The 19,757-nt window shown below is 63.8% G+C and carries 13 protein-coding genes; 2 read left to right on the top strand and 11 right to left on the bottom strand.

Going from position 1 to position 19,757, the window contains the following annotated elements:
* Positions 1–164: 164 nt before the first annotated feature.
* Genes cas6f through pdxS form a run of 8 tightly spaced genes read right to left on the bottom strand, consistent with a single transcriptional unit; the run spans position 165 to position 10,326 of the window.
* On the bottom strand, positions 165–743 hold the full coding sequence (cas6f, locus tag BUE21_RS05840; RefSeq protein ID WP_073355692.1) for a type I-F CRISPR-associated endoribonuclease Cas6/Csy4: 579 nt from the start codon (positions 741–743) through the stop codon (positions 165–167).
* Between the two features lie 10 nt (positions 744–753).
* Positions 754–1,776 carry a type I-F CRISPR-associated protein Csy3 gene (gene csy3, locus BUE21_RS05835; protein WP_073355689.1) on the bottom strand — a complete coding sequence of 341 codons (1,023 nt, stop codon included), beginning with the start codon at positions 1,774–1,776 and terminating at the stop codon, positions 754–756.
* Positions 1,777–1,789: 13 nt separating this feature from the next.
* Positions 1,790–2,896 carry a type I-F CRISPR-associated protein Csy2 gene (csy2, locus tag BUE21_RS05830; RefSeq protein ID WP_073355687.1) on the bottom strand — a complete coding sequence of 369 codons (1,107 nt, stop codon included), beginning with the start codon at positions 2,894–2,896 and terminating at the stop codon, positions 1,790–1,792.
* Positions 2,893–4,278 carry a type I-F CRISPR-associated protein Csy1 gene (gene csy1 / locus BUE21_RS05825; RefSeq protein WP_073355685.1) on the bottom strand — a complete coding sequence of 462 codons (1,386 nt, stop codon included), beginning with the start codon at positions 4,276–4,278 and terminating at the stop codon, positions 2,893–2,895. The genes csy2 and csy1 overlap by 4 nt, the downstream gene beginning before the upstream one ends.
* A gap of 45 nt (positions 4,279–4,323) precedes the next feature.
* Complete coding sequence (gene cas3f, locus BUE21_RS05820; protein WP_073355684.1) at positions 4,324–7,725, bottom strand: type I-F CRISPR-associated helicase Cas3f; 3,402 nt, start codon at positions 7,723–7,725, stop codon at positions 4,324–4,326.
* Positions 7,726–7,783: 58 nt separating this feature from the next.
* Positions 7,784–8,779, bottom strand: a complete 996-nt coding sequence (cas1f, locus tag BUE21_RS05815) for a type I-F CRISPR-associated endonuclease Cas1f (protein ID WP_073355683.1) — start codon at positions 8,777–8,779, stop codon at positions 7,784–7,786.
* Positions 8,780–8,818: 39 nt separating this feature from the next.
* Positions 8,819–9,397, bottom strand: a complete 579-nt coding sequence (pdxT, locus tag BUE21_RS05810) for a pyridoxal 5'-phosphate synthase glutaminase subunit PdxT (RefSeq protein ID WP_073355680.1) — start codon at positions 9,395–9,397, stop codon at positions 8,819–8,821.
* A gap of 2 nt (positions 9,398–9,399) precedes the next feature.
* On the bottom strand, positions 9,400–10,326 hold the full coding sequence (pdxS, locus tag BUE21_RS05805) for a pyridoxal 5'-phosphate synthase lyase subunit PdxS (RefSeq protein ID WP_073355677.1): 927 nt from the start codon (positions 10,324–10,326) through the stop codon (positions 9,400–9,402).
* A gap of 146 nt (positions 10,327–10,472) precedes the next feature.
* Between pdxS and BUE21_RS05800 the strand changes: the two genes are divergently transcribed.
* Positions 10,473–11,909 (top strand): aminotransferase-like domain-containing protein, encoded by a 1,437-nt coding sequence (locus BUE21_RS05800; protein WP_073355674.1) that lies wholly within the window; start codon positions 10,473–10,475, stop codon positions 11,907–11,909.
* 9 nt (positions 11,910–11,918) lie between these two features.
* Here BUE21_RS05800 and BUE21_RS05795 read toward each other — a convergent pair whose 3' ends face one another.
* Positions 11,919–12,890 carry an MBL fold metallo-hydrolase gene (locus tag BUE21_RS05795; protein WP_073355672.1) on the bottom strand — a complete coding sequence of 324 codons (972 nt, stop codon included), beginning with the start codon at positions 12,888–12,890 and terminating at the stop codon, positions 11,919–11,921.
* Between the two features lie 102 nt (positions 12,891–12,992).
* Positions 12,993–13,904, bottom strand: a complete 912-nt coding sequence (locus BUE21_RS05790) for a helix-turn-helix transcriptional regulator (RefSeq protein WP_084522929.1) — start codon at positions 13,902–13,904, stop codon at positions 12,993–12,995.
* Positions 13,905–14,029: 125 nt separating this feature from the next.
* Between BUE21_RS05790 and BUE21_RS05785 the strand changes: the two genes are divergently transcribed.
* A complete protein-coding gene (locus BUE21_RS05785; protein WP_073355665.1) occupies positions 14,030–14,254 on the top strand; it encodes an HP1242/YdcH family protein in 225 nt (74 codons plus the stop codon).
* 79 nt (positions 14,255–14,333) lie between these two features.
* Here the strand turns inward: BUE21_RS05785 and hhe are convergent, their stop codons facing one another.
* A complete protein-coding gene (hhe, locus tag BUE21_RS05780; RefSeq protein WP_234971061.1) occupies positions 14,334–19,526 on the bottom strand; it encodes a DUF4011 domain-containing anti-phage protein Hhe in 5,193 nt (1,730 codons plus the stop codon).
* Positions 19,527–19,757 lie beyond the last annotated feature (231 nt).

The raw sequence follows: 19,757 nt of genomic DNA, 5'->3' as shown, positions 1-19,757 counted from the left end.
CGAAGACTTTCTAAGCTGCCTATTCGGCAGTGAACAAGATTGTAATCTTTTTAGTGTTTTGATTTTTAAAGAACTTTTGACTTTTTCTGAAGATGGACCAAAAAAATCAAGTGACTCGTAAGTCGTTGATTGATCGGATCCAATTTTTCTTTTCAGAAAAAGGGTCAGAACCACGGGATGGTGTCTTGTGGGGTGCTGGCCAGGCCGTAGCTGTTGAAGGTGCTCGGTGTGTAGCCCGGTTCTGATTCGAGGGGCCCCAAGGCTACGAACAGGTGGAAGTTCTGGCCGGTGCTTTGGCTGCGCAGGTGGACGAACGGCAAGTCGGGTTGGCGTTCCATGCTGTCGGGGATGGCGGCCTCGGCCTGTGGTGCAGTTTCGCTTTTGCGCTGCATGCGGCGGCGGCGCAGGCGTTCGGCACTGGTCTTGAATTGGCGACGCTGGATGCTGCGGTATTGCACCTGGGGTGGAATGGCGGTAATAGCCGAGGTGTCCAGGTGGTCGCGCATGCCTTTGAGCCAGTCGGTGGCCATCAGTCTTTGCAGGCTGGCTTCGCTGCCGTGCAGTCGCACAAGGCTGCCGAGGCTGCGAGGATCGAGGCAGTATTGCGGAAAGCTTATGCCGATGTCGCTGGCCTGCAACTGCACCAGAGCGCGGTGCAGTTTGGCATGGAGTGCGCCCAGCAGGTGGGTGTGGCTGAATTCCGGATCGGGCAGCAGCCGCAGGTCGATGTGGTGTGTACTCATGCCATCACCATCAGTTTCCTGCCTCGCCGAATACGCCGCCCCGGATCAGGGTGGCGATGACGAAGTGCTGTTGCTCCAGCGCGGGTTGCTCGTCTTCCAGAACCCAGTGGTCCAGCAGGGTGTAGAAGTCCTTTTTTTGCTTGGGCTGGCGGTAGGCTTTGCCCTGGGTGGTGACGGAGCCATAGGGTTCGACGGCAATGGGGCCGAATTCGGCTGCGCCTTCGTACCAGTCGTCGATGCTGCGAATGGCGTTGCCGATTTTTTGCGAGTGGATGGCGGCCACATCGTTCACAGCATAGAGGGTTTTACTTTTGGTGCCGCGTCCGCGATCCAGAATCAACTCCTGTGATGGGAAGACTTCCTGCCCAGCACCCACGCGCACCAGGGCGGTAATCTGCAACAGCACATGCTGGCTGCCTGCCAGACCCTGGGCAATCAGTGCGGCCAGTGCGTCACGGTCGGTTGGCTGGGCATCGGCGGCCTGGAAGTGGCGCAGGCTCCATTGCAGTGCGTCAAACGTCCAGCTTTGGGTGGGCTGGCCTTGTTCGAGGCGTGCCACGGTGATCTGGATTTGTTCTGCGCCGATGCGGTTGCGCCAGAGGAAGCGGCCATTGACCAGGTTGTGGGCGTAGCGTTGCGCCAGTTCACCGAAGCCGTGGGACTGCACATAGGTTTGTACGGTTTGTGCCAGTTTGTTCTGGTAGTCGGCGTTGTTGCAGGCGGAGGGTTTTCCGGTTCCGGGCAGTACGCGCAGGGTGAATTGCACCCGCAGGGTGTCGGCATCGGCGGGGAGGGCGGCAACGTCCACGGTTTGCAGATTGGGGTTTTGAATGGCCGCGTCGAGCTTGGCTGGGTCCTGCTCTTTGGTCTTGAGGCGGTTGGAGATGGTGCCGCGCACGGATTTTTCGCGGATGGCAATGGGTGGCCAGCGGTGGGCATTGGCCTGGTCTTGCCATTGGCCTGCATGGAAGAGGGCGTCGGAGGGGTCGAGCTTGCGTTCAAAGGCGAGGACGGAGGCGGTTTTCAAAGACATAGTGGTTTCCTTTTCAGTCGGCAATGGGGTTCAGGGCAGGAATTGTCAGGTATGAGAGCGAGGCATCGATGGGTGCATCATTGTGCGCAGGCTCCAATGGGGAGTCGGACATGGGGCCGTGGTTCACGGAGGCTGGAGGCTTGTAGTCGTTGCAGCAGCGGTAGAGTCCCTGGGCGGGCTGGCTGCTGGCGTACCAGAGCAGATCGCGCAGCGTGTTCAGTCGATGCGGGCTGACCCATTGCCCGATGGAGTACAGGCTTTCGACGAAGCGAAATGGCGTGATCTGGTCGCGCGCGTTGGCGACTTGGCCTGCTTTGTATGCTTCGGAGAGTGCGCCATAGCCCACCGGGATGGGGACAATCCAGCCTGATCCGGCGGGGCGGTCGTGTTTCCAGGTGGTTTTTCCCTGGGTGTCGGTGTGGCTGCGGTAGTTGAAGCGCGACAAATCCAGCCAGGCATCCAGCGCGTTGGCATTGCGATCTTGCTCCTGCAATTGCTGTACGCGCTGTTGCAGTAGGTCGTCCCGACTGACCAGTGCGAAGCCGGGGAGCCAGCGGCGGCGCAGGTGGCGGAACTGTTTTTCGCGTTCGTCTGCTGTTTCAGGAACGGCCAGCAGACTGGGGGTGATGAACTGGCCGGGGGTAGGACGGTTGGACAAGACGGTTCCGCCGGCAATGCGCATGGTGCTGACGATGTCGCGTATGGTCCAGGCCAAGGCGCGGCGTTGTGCGTCGTCCTGAAAGACGGGGTTGTTTTCGTTGCCTGCATCGCCACCATGCACCTGGAATATGAGCGTAACGTCGAGGTGAATGCGGCCTTCTTCCACAATGGCGGCGGTGCTGCCGTCCTTGCCCACCGGGTTGCGGGTGAGTCGGAAGGTTTTGACGTAGCCATCCTGCACCTGTTCCTCATGCCAGTGGCAGATGATGCCAATTTTTTCCAGTGCCAGCGGAATCTGGGCTTCGGCCAGCTTGCGCTTGAGTGCCCACATCAGGCCCAGCCATGCAGTCATGGCCGGGAAGCCATGCGTCATGGGACTGGAGAGGGCGTTGGCATTCTGGATGCGCAGGTGCGGGATGATGAGAAGGCCCTGGGCCTCTTGTGCCGGTTCTGTGTTCATGCCACGACTCCTTGCCGTGCGGGGATGTATTGCGGCGCATCCTGGCTGCTGCGCAGGCGGTGCAGGCTTTGTGCCCAGCCATCGTCGCTTTCGTCCAGCAGCAGTTCTTTTTTCCATTCGCGCAGTTCAGCGTCGCCGACCCGCAATTGCCCTTCGAGTTGCGTGTTCAGCCAGTTGCCGAAGCGGTGGCCGATTTGCGCGGGCCAGTCCATTGCCAGCCATTCCGTGCGGAAGGTTTCATCGGTTTCGGCACGGCGCGGGTCCAGCCAGAGTTGTTCTGCTTGCACCAGTTTGCAACGGCTGTCCGCCGTCCAGCCATCGGGCCAGCCCCTTTGCAGTTCCCCCGCCAATGTCACCAGTTCATCGATCAGGCTGCTGACGTAGGCATCCACGCGGTTGCGCGTATCCGCGTTGGTAGGTGGATTGCTTTTGAGAAATTGCAGGAATGCCGCCAGAGTCGGGCGCACGCCTTCGCGGGCCATCAGCATGTGGTCGAACACTGAAGCAATACCCCAAGGCTGGCGCATCGCTCGTGATTGCCACTGGGGCGGCAGGGATGCCAGCAGGTAGTTGCTGCCGCCGCGTTCGCTGTTGAGCTGGGAAATATTCTGTGGCTTGGTGCCGCCCAGCTTCTGCACCGCGAGGTCGGGATATTCGCGCAGCACACCTTCGTGCGATTCGCCTTTTTTGCGGGCCGTGCGTGCTGCCTTGTTGTCGTCGCCAAACCGATCCTCCTGCAACGTGGTGTACACGCTGTGTGCCAATGAGGTGGCATACAGCGGGGCCAGCAGATGGTATTGGGCATTGTCGGTGGGGTCGTTGCCTATCAACCAGTACAACTGCTTGGCTCGCTGGTGGCTGGCAATGGCTCCATCGCGCGGCTGGGTCAAGCCGACGAATGCGGCTTGCCATTGCTGCGCAGTTTCGGGGTCATCGCTCAATGCCTGTACGGCTGATGCGTCACCTGCCAGCAGCCATTCCAGCAGGCTCTTGCCATCGACCTGCAATTTCAGGAGCTTGTAGACATCTAGGGCGGCGGCGTTGCCTACCACGTCGCTGGAGAAATGCTCGCGCAGAAGATGACTGCCCACCAGTGGCGCATGGTGTGCCAGCTCGGTCGGTTTTTTGTAGAGGTTGGTTCCTCTGGCATCGGGGTGAATGGGTTTGAGCGAATGGGTGACGGCCTGAATTTGTGAGGCGCGCCGTGCTGCATCTGCCAGCCACGCTGCGGGCTGAAACTGCGCGATCCACTCGCTGCGTTTGAGATCGCCTTCCTCGTTGTCTTTCAGTTTGTCGAGCTTGTCTTGCAGACGCTCTTGCAGAAATGCCTGTATCGCTGCGCGTACGCGCTGCGTTCGGCCTGAGTCGGGGTGTTGTTCCATGAAAAAGCCATCTCCTTTCTGGCGGTGCGGTGGTCGCTGATTTGGCTAATCTTTTCTGGTGAATCCCAACCAGGGATGCCAGGACCACCCTTGATTGTTATTCTCGTTCATTGTCAGGCGCGCAACCGTGAACCTCTTGGCGAATTGATCCAGTGGCAGCCCCATTGCTTCGGCCTGGGCGTGCATGGCGGCCATGAAGTCCACCTGTCCCCATTGGCTGATTTGCGGGTGGGAGACGCCTTCCTCGGGAATGCGCGCATTCTTGCCTTCCCATTCGTCGTAGTCGCGTTGCCACTTTTTCTCGCCCTGGCTCACGCGGCAGAGGCGGTAGTCGTCTTCGTCTTCTGTGGGCAACAGCACGACTTCCACGTCCCGTTGGGTGTCGTGGCGAAAGGGCTGGGTCTGTGACAATGCGCCGGTCAGGTGCAGGTGCTCGTGTTGCCAGATGCTGTTGGCGTTGAGTCGTACCTGTGTGGCAGGAAGCATCTGCCACTGCATGCGTGCATGTTCCAGATCGACCATATTGTGGTGTGGTTGGCACAGTTCGGCGGGGCGCGCCACGATGCGCGGGCGGGCATCGATGGACATTTGCTGCTGGTTCAGCAGGTGGCTTAGCAAATCCTTCAGATGGTGCGATTCAAGCGTGAAGTCCTTGCTTTCAAAGCCGGGCTTGCAGTAGGCGATGCCGTTGCGTTGCTCGAAGTGCCGCAGGTTGTGGTCGCATACCAGCAGGTTCGGATAGGTGATGGTTTTTTCGCTGCGATGGCGCAATACACGGCCCGCGAGCTGGATGAGCGAGCGCATGGATGATGGCTCCACCACCGCCCAGTCGTAATCGTGGTCGCGGCCCACTTCGGTGACGGGACTGCCCAGCACGATGAACAGTTGATCGGGTTCCGGGTGTGCCGCTATGGCCTGGCGGATGTCGGGCAGATCGAATACGGCATTTTCCTGGCGGCGGTTCAGCGTAGTGTCGAGCTGATGTTCAATGGCCGAACGCACGAACAGCGGGAATTGCGAGTGATAGACACACAGGTGAATGCGTGTGCCTGCCGGTATGCCATGCTGGAACAAGCCCAGTGCCACGTCGAACAACGGCGCGATGTTGGCCATGCGAATCAGCCCGAAGCTGATGCGTTTGCCGCTGTGCGGGTCGATGCTGTGGTTCCGGGGGTGCAGTGCGAGGGCGGCATTGCACAGCATCTGGGCCAACTGCTTGCGGCGTTGTGCCTGGTTCAGTGTGCCCTCCCATGCCGGGGGCAGGGCCAGCAGTTGGGCACGGCGGCGCAGGGGCTGCTGGGCGAGTTTGGCGGCGCGTTGCGTGGCAAATGGCTGGTGTTGGGCGGCAAAGTGGGCTGCGTCGCCACATTCGGCATGGCTTTGCGCAAATTCATCCACCCACAGGCAGCAGATGCGGGGTTGTTCGTTGGGGCGTGGCCCCCGGTTTTGCTGGAACAGGCGTCGCCCGGCCAGATAGGCCATGAACAGGCCTTGCACCAGGGCAGGCGGCAGGGTTGCGGATGAGAGCAGCACGCGCGAGCCGAGCAGCCCAGCCCAGTGCACCAGGCGGGTGAGGGCGGGCAGGTCGTCCAGGTCGAAGTCGTCGGGTTCGTCCAGCACCAGATCGCCGGTCATCAGCCGCAGCATGGGGGCAATCTGGTGGCCCCCGCGCAGGCTTTCGGTGGCGGGGGTGAGGTGATCGACGGTGCACACCAGCAGCGGGGCGGCCAGCAGTTTGCGCGCGCCGGAGTCGTGGCCCAGGTGGTGCAGCACCGGGTGCTGGTCGTTGCCTTCAAAGACGACGTGGGTGGTTTCGTCCAGCAGTTCCTGCCGCGACGCGGAGCCTGACTGTTCGTGCAGGCTTTCGTAATGCTCGAACAGCTCGCGGCTGGCCATGCCGCCGACCTGAATGGCCAGCGCGTCTTCGCCCAGCCCCAGGTCGTGCTGAAAACTGCGCCCGGTTTGCAGTGTGAGGGTGCGCAGACCAATGGCGAAGGCACAGCGCATGCCCCGCGCGGGTTCGGCCAGGGCATTCATGATGCGGGCATTGGCCAGCGTTTTGCCGCAGCCGGTGGAAGCCATATTGACGATGAACGCGCCGTGCTCCAGGCTGTGCTGGCGCACACTGGCAGCCAGGTCTGCGGCCTTGTCCTGCCAGCGAAACTGTGCCAGGCTGCTGCGCATTTTCAGGCGTTTGTGGCCTTGGAGGTGGGCGAGTTGTCGGCTCAGGCTGGGCAGGGTGTGCACGATCTGGCTGGCGTGGGACTCGACCCCCAGCAGGTGTTCGTCCAGCCGCTGGAGCTGCTTGCCCGTTGTGCGGTCGGTGTTGGCAAACAGCGGATGGTTTTCATCGCCCTTCACGCGCTGCGCGGCTGCTGTCAGGCTGGAATAGTAATGATCGCCCAGCATCAGGCTCAGGCGCGCCATGTGCATGATGTAGCCGTCTTGCAGCGGGGCCGCAGGTGCGGTGGCTGGTGTGGGCGAGGGTGCGCAGGTTTGCAGCAGGCTGCCGGCCACGCGTGCCACCCGTTTGCGCCATGCTTGCGAGGTGACGGGCAGGCCGTGCCGGAACGCCCAGTAGGGCTTGAGCTTGCGCGTGTCACGCTCTGCACATGGCTCGTTCCATTCGGCGTTGATGCGGCCCAGCAAGCCCGCAAGATCGCCTTGGCCGATAGGGAATATCCGCCCGTGCCAAAGCCTGGCATCCGCGCCCCTGACCTCGCTGGCACTGTAGGGCACGGCAGGCAAACGGTGGTGCGCGAGGATCAGCCAGGCTACGGCCTGTGCCAGGGGCGGCAGCACATGCAAGGGGTTGTGCGCTCTGGAAATGGCAGGGTTCAGGCCATCACACAGCAGATGCGCACCGCGCCAGTGCTGTTGCTCCCATGCGTCAGGCTGGGTCAGTTCTGCGCAGGTGGCCAACTGTTGCAGCCATGCCTGGTCGCTGCTGCTGTCGCCACTGCTGGCGACGAATGCCTGAAACAGCCGCACGGACGTCCATTCGTGCCGGTAGAGGTTTTTCTCTTGCAGCTTGCCCGCCAGACGCGCCTGGAATGCGTCGCTGGCCTTGCCCAGATCGTGCATCAAGGCGGCCAGTGCGGTGAGCGACTGGATGGTGCGCAGGCTGTGCCAGGTGTTTTCATCGTCGGCACGCAGGACGTTGCGGGCGGTGGTGTGGGTCGGCACGGCCCCTTCGGCGTTGAACTGGCGGGCATCGCCGACGATCCACAGCAGTTCGCTGTGGTCCTTGCCGCGAATCCAGTGGCAGGCCACAGCGGTGTTCTTGCGCGCGCTCTGGCGCAGCAGCTTGCGCAGGGTATCCAGCCCGGCTTGCGTGATGGCGGTTTGCCAGGTGCGTTCGCCGCGCCGTTCGGCAAACTGGTCGAGGATGCGGCGGGTTTCGGTGAGAGCGTTTTTGTGGCACTGGGAGATCAGCAGGATGTTCATGCTGTGCCCTCCTGGGGGAGCTGGGCTTTGTCGAACTGGATTGTAACGCTAGAAAGTCTCATGCTGTGCCCTCCTGGGGGAGCTGGGCTTGCCGCGCGGTCTGGATGGCAATGTCCTTGACGGTGTCGATCATGAAATCCAGCGATGCACTGCGCGTGAGCACTTCGATGCAGTTGCGGCGGAATTGCTGCTCGTCGTCACCGCGCATGGCCGACAGAAAGGCCTGCGGCAGGATGCTGGCATCCTTGACCAGATCGGCCACGTCGAACACCAGTCCGCCACGCCGCGTCTTGCCGTGCAGCACGGCCAGCCCGTGGGGCAGACCCAGCACCCAGGTGGCGGTTGCCCCCAGTCCGTAGGCGAGGTAGTTGCCGTGGTCTAGGAAGCGGTTGGCCGGGTCGGTGCCGCTGCCACGCTTGGCGCGGGTGAAGTCGCCATAGCCCACGGTTTGCACCGCCAGCCGGAACAGGGCCTTGGTCAGCCGTGCCTCTTCGGTGAGCAGGGCAATGGTGCCTTCGGCCAGTGCAATCTGGTGCAGGGTTTGATCCAGCAGATGATTCAGTTGCGTGGCATCGGGGCTGAAGCCGGCTTCGCGCAGGCCGCGCTGCTGCCATTCGCTTCTCAGGCGTTGCACCCGTGCGGTTTGCAGGGCCTTGGCGGCGATCAGCCGCAGTTCGTCGTCGAACCAGAACCGCACCCAGGCTTGCAGGTATTCGGTGGGGCGGTATTCGCTTTGCGGACTCAGCCAGGCGACTTCCACATCCACTTCATTGGCAGAGAACAGTGGTGTGCCGCCTCCGCCGCAGAAGCCCACCAGCACCCCGGCCTTGGCCAGTTCGCGCATGGCGGCCTGGGTGAGGGAAGTTCCGGTGCCCAGCAGGATGCTGGTGGTGTTGGCAATCGGGATGTTCCAGTACAGGGAGCGTTTGCCTGCATCGGTGACGTATTGCACCCGCCCGCCATGCACCAGCACCCGGCAGTGCTCCAGGTAGTAGATGTTGGCGCGTTTGGAATGCAGGATGGTTTTGAGGTCGGAAGGGTCTATGTCTTGCATGGCCTATGGTAGCAAGACATTTCCTTTTGCCGCCCCGGTTCATCCCCTCGGTTCGCAGGCATCCAGCAGCAACTGGTGGATGCGGGTGTCGCCGCTGAGTTCGGGGTGGAACGTGCAGCCGATGGTGTGGCCCTGGCGTACCAGCACGGGGTCGCTGTCGCTGTAGGCCAGCACTTGCACGGCTGGGCCGCAGTGGACGATGCGCGGGGCGCGGATGAAGACCATCTCCAGCGGTGCGCCGGGCAGCACCGATGGCGCGTGGCGGATGCGCGATTCGCGCTGGCGGCCATAGGCGTTGCGTTGCACGGTCACGTCCAGCAGCCCCAGGCTGGGCTGGGCGGGCTGGACGGTTTGCGCCAGCAGAATCAGTCCGGCGCAGGTTCCCAGGCAGGGACGGTGGGCGGCAAAGTGGGCGAGTGCAGGCCAGAAGCCGTCCTGTTGCAGAAAGTGCAGCAGGGTGCTGGATTCACCGCCGGGCAGCACCAGCGCGTCCAGCCCCTGCAATTCGTGTGACTGGCGCACGGTGCGGGTGGCCGCGCCCATGCCTTCGAGCACGCGCTGGTGCGCGGCATACGCGCCCTGCACAGCCAGCACACCGATCAGGTGGGGGCGTGGCATGGTCAGTCTCCCCGCGATTGCAGCAGTGCGTCCGGTGCCAGCGAGGCCACGGCCAGCCCGTGCATGGCTCCCAGGCACTGGGCACTGCATTCGGCGACGATGGCCGGGTTGTCGTAATGGGTGCAGGCCTGCACGATGGCGCGGGCGCGCTGCTCGGCTTCGGTGGGCGTGGCGTAGTCCTGGCCATTGTTCATGAAGATGCCGGAGCCAACGAAGATGGCCTGTGCTCCCAACTGGCGCATCAGCGCGGCATCGGCGGGGGTGGCAATGCCGCCTGCCGAAAAATTGGGCACGGGCAACTGGCCTTCGCGAGCCACCTGGCGCACCAGCTCCAGCGGCACGCGGTGGTCGCGGGCGGCGACGTAGAGTTCATCGTCGCGCAGGCTGGCCAGTGCGCGGATGTCGGCCATGATCTGGCGCATGTGCTTGACGGCATGTACCACGTCGCCGGTGCCGGCCTCGCCCTTGGTGCGAATCATGGCCGCGCCTTCGGCAATGCGGCGCAGGGCTTCGCCCAGGTTGCGCGCGCCACAGACGAATGGAATGGTGAAGGCGTGCTTGTCGATGTGGTGGACTTCGTCGGCGGGCGTGAGCACTTCGCTCTCGTCGATGAAGTCCACACCCAGATGCGCCAGCACCTGGGCTTCGACAAAGTGGCCGATGCGGGCCTTGGCCATGACCGGGATGTTCACCGTGGCCATGATGTCCTGAATCAGGCGCGGGTTGGCCATGCGGGCCACGCCACCCTGGGCGCGAATCTGCGCGGGCACACGCTCCAGGGCCATGACGGCACAGGCTCCGGCGGCTTCGGCAATGCGGGCCTGTTCGACGGTACAGACATCCATGATGACACCGCCCTTGAGCATTTCGGCCAGGCCGGTCTTGAGGCGGAAGGTGTCGCGGGTGGTGGGTTCGGTGGGTGCGGTCATGCAAGGTTCCTTGAAAAAAGCCCGATGGTAGGCAGGTGCGACCCGATGCAAAAGGTACACTTTCGGTACGATCTGCACGAACTGTACTGGTAGTTTTTCAGTACGGTCGTATTTTTAATGTCCCGAATCTGCCCTGACCCTGCCCGATGACTGCCTCAGCCGACTCCCTTTGCGTCCCCGCCAGCCCGGCTCCCACGCGCGTGGCCATGGTGATGCGCCATGTGCAGGAGCGCGTGGAAAGCCGCAACCTGTGCGCGGGCAAGCGGCTGCCGTCCATTCGCACGCTGGCGCAGACGCTGGAGGTGTCGCGCTCCACCGTGGTGGATGCCTATGCCCGGCTGGTGGCCGAAGGGGTGATCGAATCGCGCCCCGGCTCGGGCTTTTATGTGGGCACGCAGCTCACGCCCTTCAGCGTGGCCGAGACGGCCCCCGGCCTCGACCCCGGCAGTGACCCGGTGTGGGTGACGCGCCAGTCCCTGCTGGCCGATGCCGCCAGCCTCAAGCCCGGCTGTGGCTGGCTGCCCGAGACCTGGATGCCCGAGCAGGACATTCGCCGCGCCTTGCGCACGCTCTCGCGCCGCCCGCTGGCTCCGCTGACGGGCTATGGCACACCGCAGGGTGCACCGGCTCTGCGCCAGATGCTGTCGCACCGGCTGGGCGAGCGCGGCCTGCATGTGCCCGCCGCGCAGTTGATGCTGACCGAGTCGGGCACGCAGGCCGTGGATTTGCTGTGCCGCTTTCTGCTGGAGCCGGGCGATACGGTGCTGGTCGATGACCCGTGCTACTTCAGCTTCCAGGCCATGTTGCGCGCACACCGCGCCCAGACCGTCAGCGTGCCCTACACCCCCCAAGGGCCGGACGTACAGGCCATGCGCACGGTGCTGGCAGCGCATCGCCCGCGCCTGTACATCACGAATGCCGCGCTGCACAACCCTACCGGAGCCAGCCTCAGCCCGGAGGTGGCGCACCAGGTGCTGGTGCTGGCCCAGCAGCACAACCTCACCATCATCGAGGACGATGTGTTTGCCGATTTCGAGCACCACCCGGCCCCGCGCCTGGCCGCGCTGGATGGCTTGCAGCGCGTCATCTACGTCGGAAGCTTTTCCAAGACGCTGTCGGCCTCGGTTCGGGTCGGGCACATTGCCACACGCCCTGAGTGGATTGGCCCACTCGTCGATCTGAAGCTGGCCACGGCCTTCGAGTCCGGTCATTTCTCTGCGGAACTGCTGCATACGCTGCTGGGCAGTGGCTCCTACCAGCGGCACATGAACGGTTTGCGCAGCCGCCTGGCCGACGCAATGGGGCAGACGATGGAGCGGCTGCAAGCCCTGGGCATTCGCCCATGGCACCGGCCACGCAGCGGCATGTTCCTGTGGTGCGAACTGCCGGGCGCGCTCGATGCCGGGCGGCTGTCGCAATACGCGCTGCAACAGCACCAGATGGTGCTGGCTCCCGGCAACAGCTTCAGCCTGTCACAGACGGCGCAGCATTTTCTGCGTTTCAATGTGGCGCAAAGTCTGAACCCGGCCATCTACTCTGCCCTGGAGCAGGGCATGGAACACTGCGCCCGGCAGCGGTCGTAGGGCGTGTCATCATGGAGCTGGCAGGAATTCCGTCGGAATCCACTCATAGCCCTCGCCGCGCTGGGCCACATGCCCGATGCCGGGGAATGGCAGGTGTGCACCGGCCACCCACCAGCCCTGGCTGGCGGCATGGCGCAGCACGTTCTGTCGGGATGCAATCGCCTGTGGCTTGTCCCAGTCGAACTCGACGGCCACCTTGGGCTGGGCAAACTGCACGGCGTGGAAATGCACCACGTCACCCCAGATGAACAGCGTTTGCCCTGCGCCCGCATCCAGCCGGAACGACGTGTGGCCGGGAGTATGGCCGGGCGTGGCTGTGGCGGCAAAGCCTGCGGGCAGCGGGGTGTCGGCACCGAAGAGCCGCAGCCGCTGCTGGGCCTGATACGGCGCGAGAGTCCGGCGCGCCACCTGGAAGGTACTGCGCATGGCCTCTGGGGCTTGCGCCTCGGCCTTCTCGCTGAGCCATACATCCGCATCCTGCTGTGACAGCCAGACCGTGGCCTTGCTGAACACCGCCTTGCCATCGGCATCGGTCAGGCCGCAGAGGTGATCCGGATGGGCATGGGTGAGCAACACGGCATCGACGCGCTCGGGCGCATAACCGGCGCGTTGCAGGTTGCTGGCAATCTGGCCCAGACCGGGGCCGAAGCACTGGGCTGCACCGGCATCCACCAGAATCGTCTGACCGGCGTGCTCGACCAGATAGGCGTTCACGGCCGTCTGCACGCCTTGCGCGGTTTCGGGCACGAAGCGGCTTTTCAGCAGCGCATCCACTTGCGCTGGCTCCGCCCCCACGAGCAACTCGCGCCCCAGTGGCACGATGCCATCAAACAAAGCCGTGACACGCACCTCGCCAACCGACTGGTGGTAGTAGCCGGGTACCTGGGCATGGTTTTGCGCTTGTGCAGCGAGGGGATGCAGGCAGGCGGTGGCCGTCAGTGCTGCCAGTGCGAGGCGTTGCAAGGGAACAAGGTTTTTCATGGAATCTCCTGGAGGGGGTGGAGTGGACGGCGAGGTGCCGCAGAAGATGCCATGATGCCAGCGCAGGCGGTGCGCCAACGCTCATTTTGTGGCGCGGGCCGTTCAATCGGTCGCGTCGCTGGCCATGCCCGCATTGCCAATGGCGGCAGGCTCCAGCCCGTAGCGTTGCCTGAATCGCTGGCTGAAGCTGCTCACAGAGCGGTAGCCCGATCGCGCGGCAACGGTCTTGATCGGCCAGCGTGTGGTGTAGAGCAACTGCATGGCGTGGGTCAGCCGCGCTTCGGTGATGGTGTCGCTCAGCGTGGTGTTTTCGGCAGACAGGCGACGGCGCAGTGTGGCCCCGCTCAAGGCCAGCGCGGCCTCGAAGTCGGCGGAACGCCAGTTCCGTTCGGGCTGGGTGCTGACCTGCTCTCGAATGGCATCGGCCAGAGTGGGTGGCGCGGGAGCCAGCACCTGGGTGTGCCCCAGTGTGCACAGGCGCAGCACCAGCGCGGTCAGTGCCAGGCGGGCACTCGTGGCATCCCCCCGGTGCATGCCATCGACCCAGGCATTCAGTTCCTGATGCAGGTCGTCCAGGCTCACGCCCACGATGGCAGCTCCCTGCGGGGTGGCGGGCTGCATGCGCAGCAGGCGTGCAGCGGCCAGCACTTCGTCGCACAGCGGCAGCATCAGCGTCAGGTACAGGCCCGATTCCGGTGCGGGCCAGTTGAAGGCATCGCACTGGGTGGCGCGTGTGATGACGAATACCTGCCCGCGCTGGCGGTGCATGTCGAAGCCGTTGCCACGCAGGTGCTTGCAGCCGTGCAGCACCACGGCCAGCACCCGTTGGTTCAGGCGGGCAGAGCGGATGCCATGTTCGCGCCGGGCGTACACGCAGGCATAGATGCCATTGGGTGCCTGTTCGGCCAGTACTTCCAGTTGCATCAGCAGATGCGCCGCTGTGGGCGAAAGCTCCGGTATGACCGGTATGGATGGGAAAGGCTGGTGGTGTGCAGGGGAACAGTCGGATGGCATGGCGCGTGGGATTCTATGGGCTGGCTTTGCGCTGGGACAAAGATGGAAGTCGTCATTCCGGTGGATAATGCAGACATGGATGCCAAGGTTGCATCTGACGCAGTTTTTTACATCAAGGAGCAAGCATGTTTCCAGAATACCGTGATCTGATTTCCCGCCTCAAGACCGAAGATGCCCGCTTCCAGCGCATTTTCGAGAAACACAACCAACTCGACCATGAAATCCAGAACATGGAAAGCGGCATTCTGCCAGGCAGCCAACTGGAGATCGAGGCCAAGAAAAAGGAAAAACTGGCTCTCAAGGATGAGCTGTATGTGATCCTGAAGAAGGCCGAAGCCGCATCGGTGTAATTGCACCTGTTGCCTCTGGCTGAGAAAAAAACCTCCATTGCGGAGGTTTTTTTGTGCCGTTCATTTGAATGAACCTGAATTATCGGGACGGCAGGGCCGTGCGCAGGCTGTGCAGTTCCCGGATGATGGGCGCGAGGGTGCCTTGCGGGTTCTTGAACCAGTCGGTGGACCATATGCGGCGGATGCGCCAGCCCAGCCGCTCCAGGATGGTCTGGCGCAGGCGGTCGCGGTCGCGCACGGACTTGGCGGAGTGGTAGGTCGCGCCGTCGCATTCGATGCCCATGAGGTAGTGGCCGGGATTGTCGGGGTCGATGACGGCCAGATCGATGAAGAAGCCGGTCACGCCCACTTGCGGCACGCATTCAAAGCCTTCTTCGCGCAGGGCACGCATGACGGCAATCTCGAAATCGCTGTCCGGGGCGCGGCCACTGGCGTGGCGGGTCTGGTGCAGGATGCCGGTTTCGCAGAAGGCCAGGAAGTCCCGCAGTGCCTGCACGCCCAGCTTGCTTTGCGGGCCGATGACAATGTCGTGTGACCCCATCGAGCTGAAAATCTGCATGCGTTTGCGCGAGCGGGTGAACAGCACGTTGAGCCGCCGCCAGCCCACGTCGGCATTAATGGGGCCAAAGCGTTGCGGCACGCGGCCACCGGGTTCCTGCGGGCCGTAGGTCATGGAGATGAAGATGACGTCGCGTTCATCGCCCTGCACGTTTTCCAGGTTCTTGATGAACAGGCCCTCGTGCTGGTTGGCGTCGTGCTCCAGCCGGTCGCGCAACAGCGCGTCGTCCCGGGCCAGCATGTCGATGGCGTGTTCGATGTGCTGGCGTTGCTGGGTGTTCATGGCGACCACGCCCAGGCTTTCATGGGGACGCTGCATCAGGTGCTGCTGCACGGCATGGGCAATGGTGCGCGCTTCCGCCAGGTTGCGGCGGCTCTGGAAGCAGCCGTCGGGCACGCGGGTGAAGTGGATGCCGTAGTTGGCATCGCGCTGGTGCGGCGACGGGAACAGGATGAGGTTGTCGTTGTAGAACGCCTGGTTGGAGAAGGCAATCAGGCTTTCGTGCTGGGAGCGGTAGTGCCAGCGCAGGCGGCGGGCCGGGAAGATGGGCAGCGTGGCATCGAGGATGCTTTCCGATTCTTCCAGCGCGGTGATGCCGTTTTCCTCGTCTTCGGGTTCGTCGTCGCTGAGGCGGTCGAAGAAGCTGGTGGGCGGCAGTTGCTTGGGGTCGCCCACCACCACCAGTTGGCGGCCTCTGGCAATGGCTCCCAGCGCATCCTGTGGCTTGATCTGCGAGGCTTCATCCATGACGACCAGATCGAAGTCGATCTTGCCGGGCGTGAGGTACTGCGCCACGGCCATCGGCCCCATCATGAAGCAGGGTTTGAGGGCGGTGAGGGCGTTGCCCGCACGGTCGATGAGCTGGCGAATCGGAATGTGGCGGGTTTTCTTGGCGCATTCCAGCTCCAGCAGGGCGCGTTCGCTGCGTTCGGCCACGCGGGCAGACTGGTTGCCCGCCGGCACGGGGTTCTGGTCGATCTGCCAGGCGATCTGCTCGCACTGCAACTGCTTGAGCCGGTTGTCGTATTCGCGGAAGCGTTGCTGCAAGGCTTCTTGCGAGTGGCCGGAGAAGCGGCCCAGTTCCGGGTCTTCGCGCAGGATTTCGCGTGCCAGCAAGTCGAAAATGCCCGCCTGGCAGGCGGGGACGATGTGTGCCACGTCCAACTGGTGCTGCTCCACGCTGTCGGCCAGTCGGCCCAGTCCCAGCCGGTCGAGCTGGTCGCGTTCGCGCACATAGGCCAGCCAGTCCTGCAAGGCTTTGCCGTGGTCGAGGGCGCGCTGGTTGCGTGCCAGCAGCGCGGGTAGCTGGTCGCCGCATTGCACACGCCAGGCGCGGGCATCGAGTTGCACGGCCTGGGCGAATGCTTCGGCCTGCTGCTGCTCGGTGGCCAGAGCCGCTCCCAGCTGTTGGGCATGGGCGGCGAGGGCGGCAAAGGTCTGGGCCTGTGGCTGGGCGCAGAGGTGCGCCAGCACGGCTTGCTGTGGCGCGGTGGTGGCCTGCGCCGGATGGTGCAGGGCTTGCGCCAATGCAAGGGTGTGGCGCAGGGCGGTGATGCCTGCCTGGTTGTCGGCTCCCAGGCCGATGCGCAGGTTCAGGCGTTGTGCCAGCAGCGGGCGTGCCTGGACCGCTTTGTGCCACAGCTCCACGCGCTGTTGCAGCAGCCCCAGCCGTTCGATGCGCCGCGCCAGTTCGGCCAGCGGAAGGCTGGTATCAGTGGCCAGAGGGCCGCATTGCTCAATGGCCTGGCGGATGTCGTGGCGCAGCGCGGCCAGCAGCCCTTCGGGGCCGATGAGCGGGCTGTGCGGGTCGTGCAGGCGTGGGCTGGGAGCGAAGATGGCTTGCAACTGGTGCAATTCGTCCATCAGGCCATCGAGTTGGGCGGGTATCTGGCGGTCGGCCAGGGAACGCACGGCTTGCGCCATGCTGGCAGGCAGTTGCACGATGGCCTCGCCCAGTGCCACTTTCTTGCCAAACCCCAGCCCGTAGTGCTGGCGCACGCGCCGATACCAGTGGCGCAGCGATTGCAGCGTGTCGATGTCGGTCTCCAGCCCCTGCCAGTGCGTGCCCAGTGCCTGGGCGTAGGGGTTGTGCTGGCGCAATCGCTGCCGTTGTTCGCTGAAGTCGGCCAGCTCGGCCAGGTGCGCTTGCAGCTCGGCCAGCGTGATTTGCGGTGTGGCCGCGTAACTGCGCAGTTGCTGGCGGGCGGCCCGCCAGCCGCTTTGCAGCCAGCGCAGCAGGCCACCGGCGGCCAGGGTGCTGGCAAGCTGGCGGACGGCGGTGGCATCGGGCACGAGTTCCAGCGCGAAGCGGGTTTGCAGGGTCTCGCGCAGTTGCCACGCCTGCCGCAGTTCGCCCTCCAGACGCGGCAGCAGGCTGTCGAGTTCGTCGTTGTCGAAGCAGGGGTCGCGGTGCTTCCAGTGGGCTGCGGGCAGGCTGGCGATCAGTTCGATGGCAGTCTGGAATTCCTGCAATCCGGCCTGATGCAGGCCCAGGTGTGGGCTGGCTGCCGCGCCCAGGCTGTCTTGCAGGCCCTGTAACGGCTCCTGCAAGGGCGCGAGGCGTTCTTCGAGTTGGCCCAGCCGGTGTACGGCACTGCCCAGCCGACCCAGTTCCACGTCTTCGCCGACCATGCCTTGCAGCGCGGCGCGGCCTTCGAGCATGGGCGAGACGGCAGAGAGGTCTTGCAGGATGGCCGCACCCACCACCGGAGCAAGTGCGGCAAAGCGGGACTGGATGTCTTCCAGCAACGTGAGTGATCGTTGCAGCCGCAGCAGCTCTTCGCCGTGCAGCAGCGGCAACCGATCCAGCAGTTCGTCGCCCGCCAGCGCGGGGAGCTGGTGCAGCGCGGTGTGCAGGCCGTGGGTGGCCTCCAGCGTGTTGGCCAGAGGCTCTGCGGATGCGGCATCCGGCTGGCCGCCGGGGGGCTGCAACCGCTGGTGCAGCGCGCTGCATTCGGCGTACAGGGTTTGCAGGCTGTGCTGCCATTGCTCCAGGCTCTGGCGCACACGCTGGCTGTCGAAGATTTGCAGGTCGCCGTTGCGCACGCCGTACCACGGGTGTTCCTGCAACTGCATGGCTTCGCCCAGTTGCTGGGCCACGGTCTGGTAAACCTTGCCATAGTTCCCGGCCTGATCGCGGTGGCGGCGCAGCGTGGCGGGGTCGTAGCGGTGGCCGTCGTAGCCTTCGGGGTGCAGGGTCTCGGGGGGGACGGGGCATTCCTGACGGTGGCGGGTGGCCGCCATGAAGATGTCGTGCGCACTCAGGCCGGTGTGCTTCCACGGGCTGTTGAGCCGCTGGGCATGGCGTTGGAGTGCGTTCTTGTGTTCCTCGTAACGGGCGATTTCTACCTCAATGGTCGCCGGGCTGCGGTACTGGCCGTGCTGTTGCAGGCGTTGCTGCACGGCATCGAGCACCTGGCGTTTCTGCGAGGTGTGGCTGTGCAGCTCCAGGCAGAAATCCCCCAGCCCGGCGCGGTCGAGGCGGCGGCGCACCACTTCCAGCGCGGCGAGTTTCTCGGCCACGAACAGCACTTTCTTGCCTTGCGCCATGGCAGCAGCAATCAGGTTGGTGATGGTCTGCGATTTGCCCGTGCCCGGCGGCCCTTCGATGACGAGGTTCTTGCCGTCCACGGCATCCATCAGGGCACTGTGCTGGGAGCTGTCGGCATCGTCGATCAGCGGATAGCGGTGGTGGACATCGGCCACGTTGTCGATGCCGTATTCGCTCTGGAAGCCACTGCCCGTGCCGTCGGACGCGGCAGCCTCGTCGTCGGCACCATCGGCATTGCCGCCCGCCAGAAACTGCGAGACCACCGGGTGCTCCACCAGGCTGGCATTGGCCGGCCAGCGTTGCGGGTCGAGGTCGAGGTACATCAGTTGCTTGCTGAAGTTCAGCAGCACCAGCGAGACATGGCGGCGCACCTGCCAGCGTGGCTGGCGTTCGCCAATCAGGGCGGTGACGCTGGCAAAGTAGTCTTCGGGGGCGGTGGCGGCATCCAGCTCCGGCAGGGCCATGGCAAAGTCGGTGCGCAGTTTCTCGCGCAGCGAGAGGTTGGCAATGATGTCCTCGCCGGAATAGGCCAGCGTGTACTCGTACATGCGCGTGGCCGGGTTCAGCCTTCCACGGCGCAGGCGCACCGGCACCAGGAACAGCGGAGCATGGCGCGGCACGTCGGAATGCGCCGACTCGAACCATTCCAGAAAGCCCAGTGCCAGATACAGGATGTTCGCGCCCATTTCCTGCACGGCCGATTCGGCCAGTTGTTGCAGGCTTTTGAGCCGTGCTTCCAGCTCATACGCAAAGAGCAGGGCGCGCATGCTGTGGTCGGCATGGCGGCGCGAGTATGGGTCTGCGAGGCTGGGCATCTCGTAGCTGCACGCCAGATTGAGGTAGCGCGCCCATTCCTGTGCGGATGGCGGCGGGCGCAGCGGACGCGGTGGTTGTGTGGCATCGTCGCGCTGGCAGAAACCGGCGGCAATCAGCTCTTCTTCGGAAGGCTCGGGAATGGCCTGAAAGCGCATTTCCTGCTCCGACAGCAGTTGTTCCACCAGTTGATTGGGCAGTTCATCGACGATGCGCAGGCTGCTGTTGTTGCGGTGCTGAAAGTGGATCAGGCGGTTGCGTGAGGTCAGGTCCAGGAGTCGCTTGCGTAGATTGTCCAGTGCGCGGTGAGCGAGTGGAGAAGGTGACTGTGGGTCGGTATTGGATTCCATCATTCTTGTTCGTGTGCCTGCCTGCAAGCCTGCCGGATAACGCCGGATCGCAATTCTGTCAAGGAATTGAAGCCTGCTTATTGTAGAGGGGGTTTATGCCATACCGCAAAGCCACGCAGAAGGCGCGTCGTCATGGCATGGCATCGGGTATTTCGACCGGATTGGGCAGGCAGAAATGGTGGCGATGGCAATCCCGCCATGGGGCATATTGGGTGTTGGGGGTAATTGCTG

The sequence above is a fragment of the Lampropedia hyalina DSM 16112 genome (genome assembly GCF_900129055.1).
GTDB lineage: Bacteria > Pseudomonadota > Gammaproteobacteria > Burkholderiales > Burkholderiaceae_C > Lampropedia > Lampropedia hyalina.
Note: the sequence above shows the minus strand (reverse complement) of the source record. Positions and strands in the feature narration are given on the sequence as shown.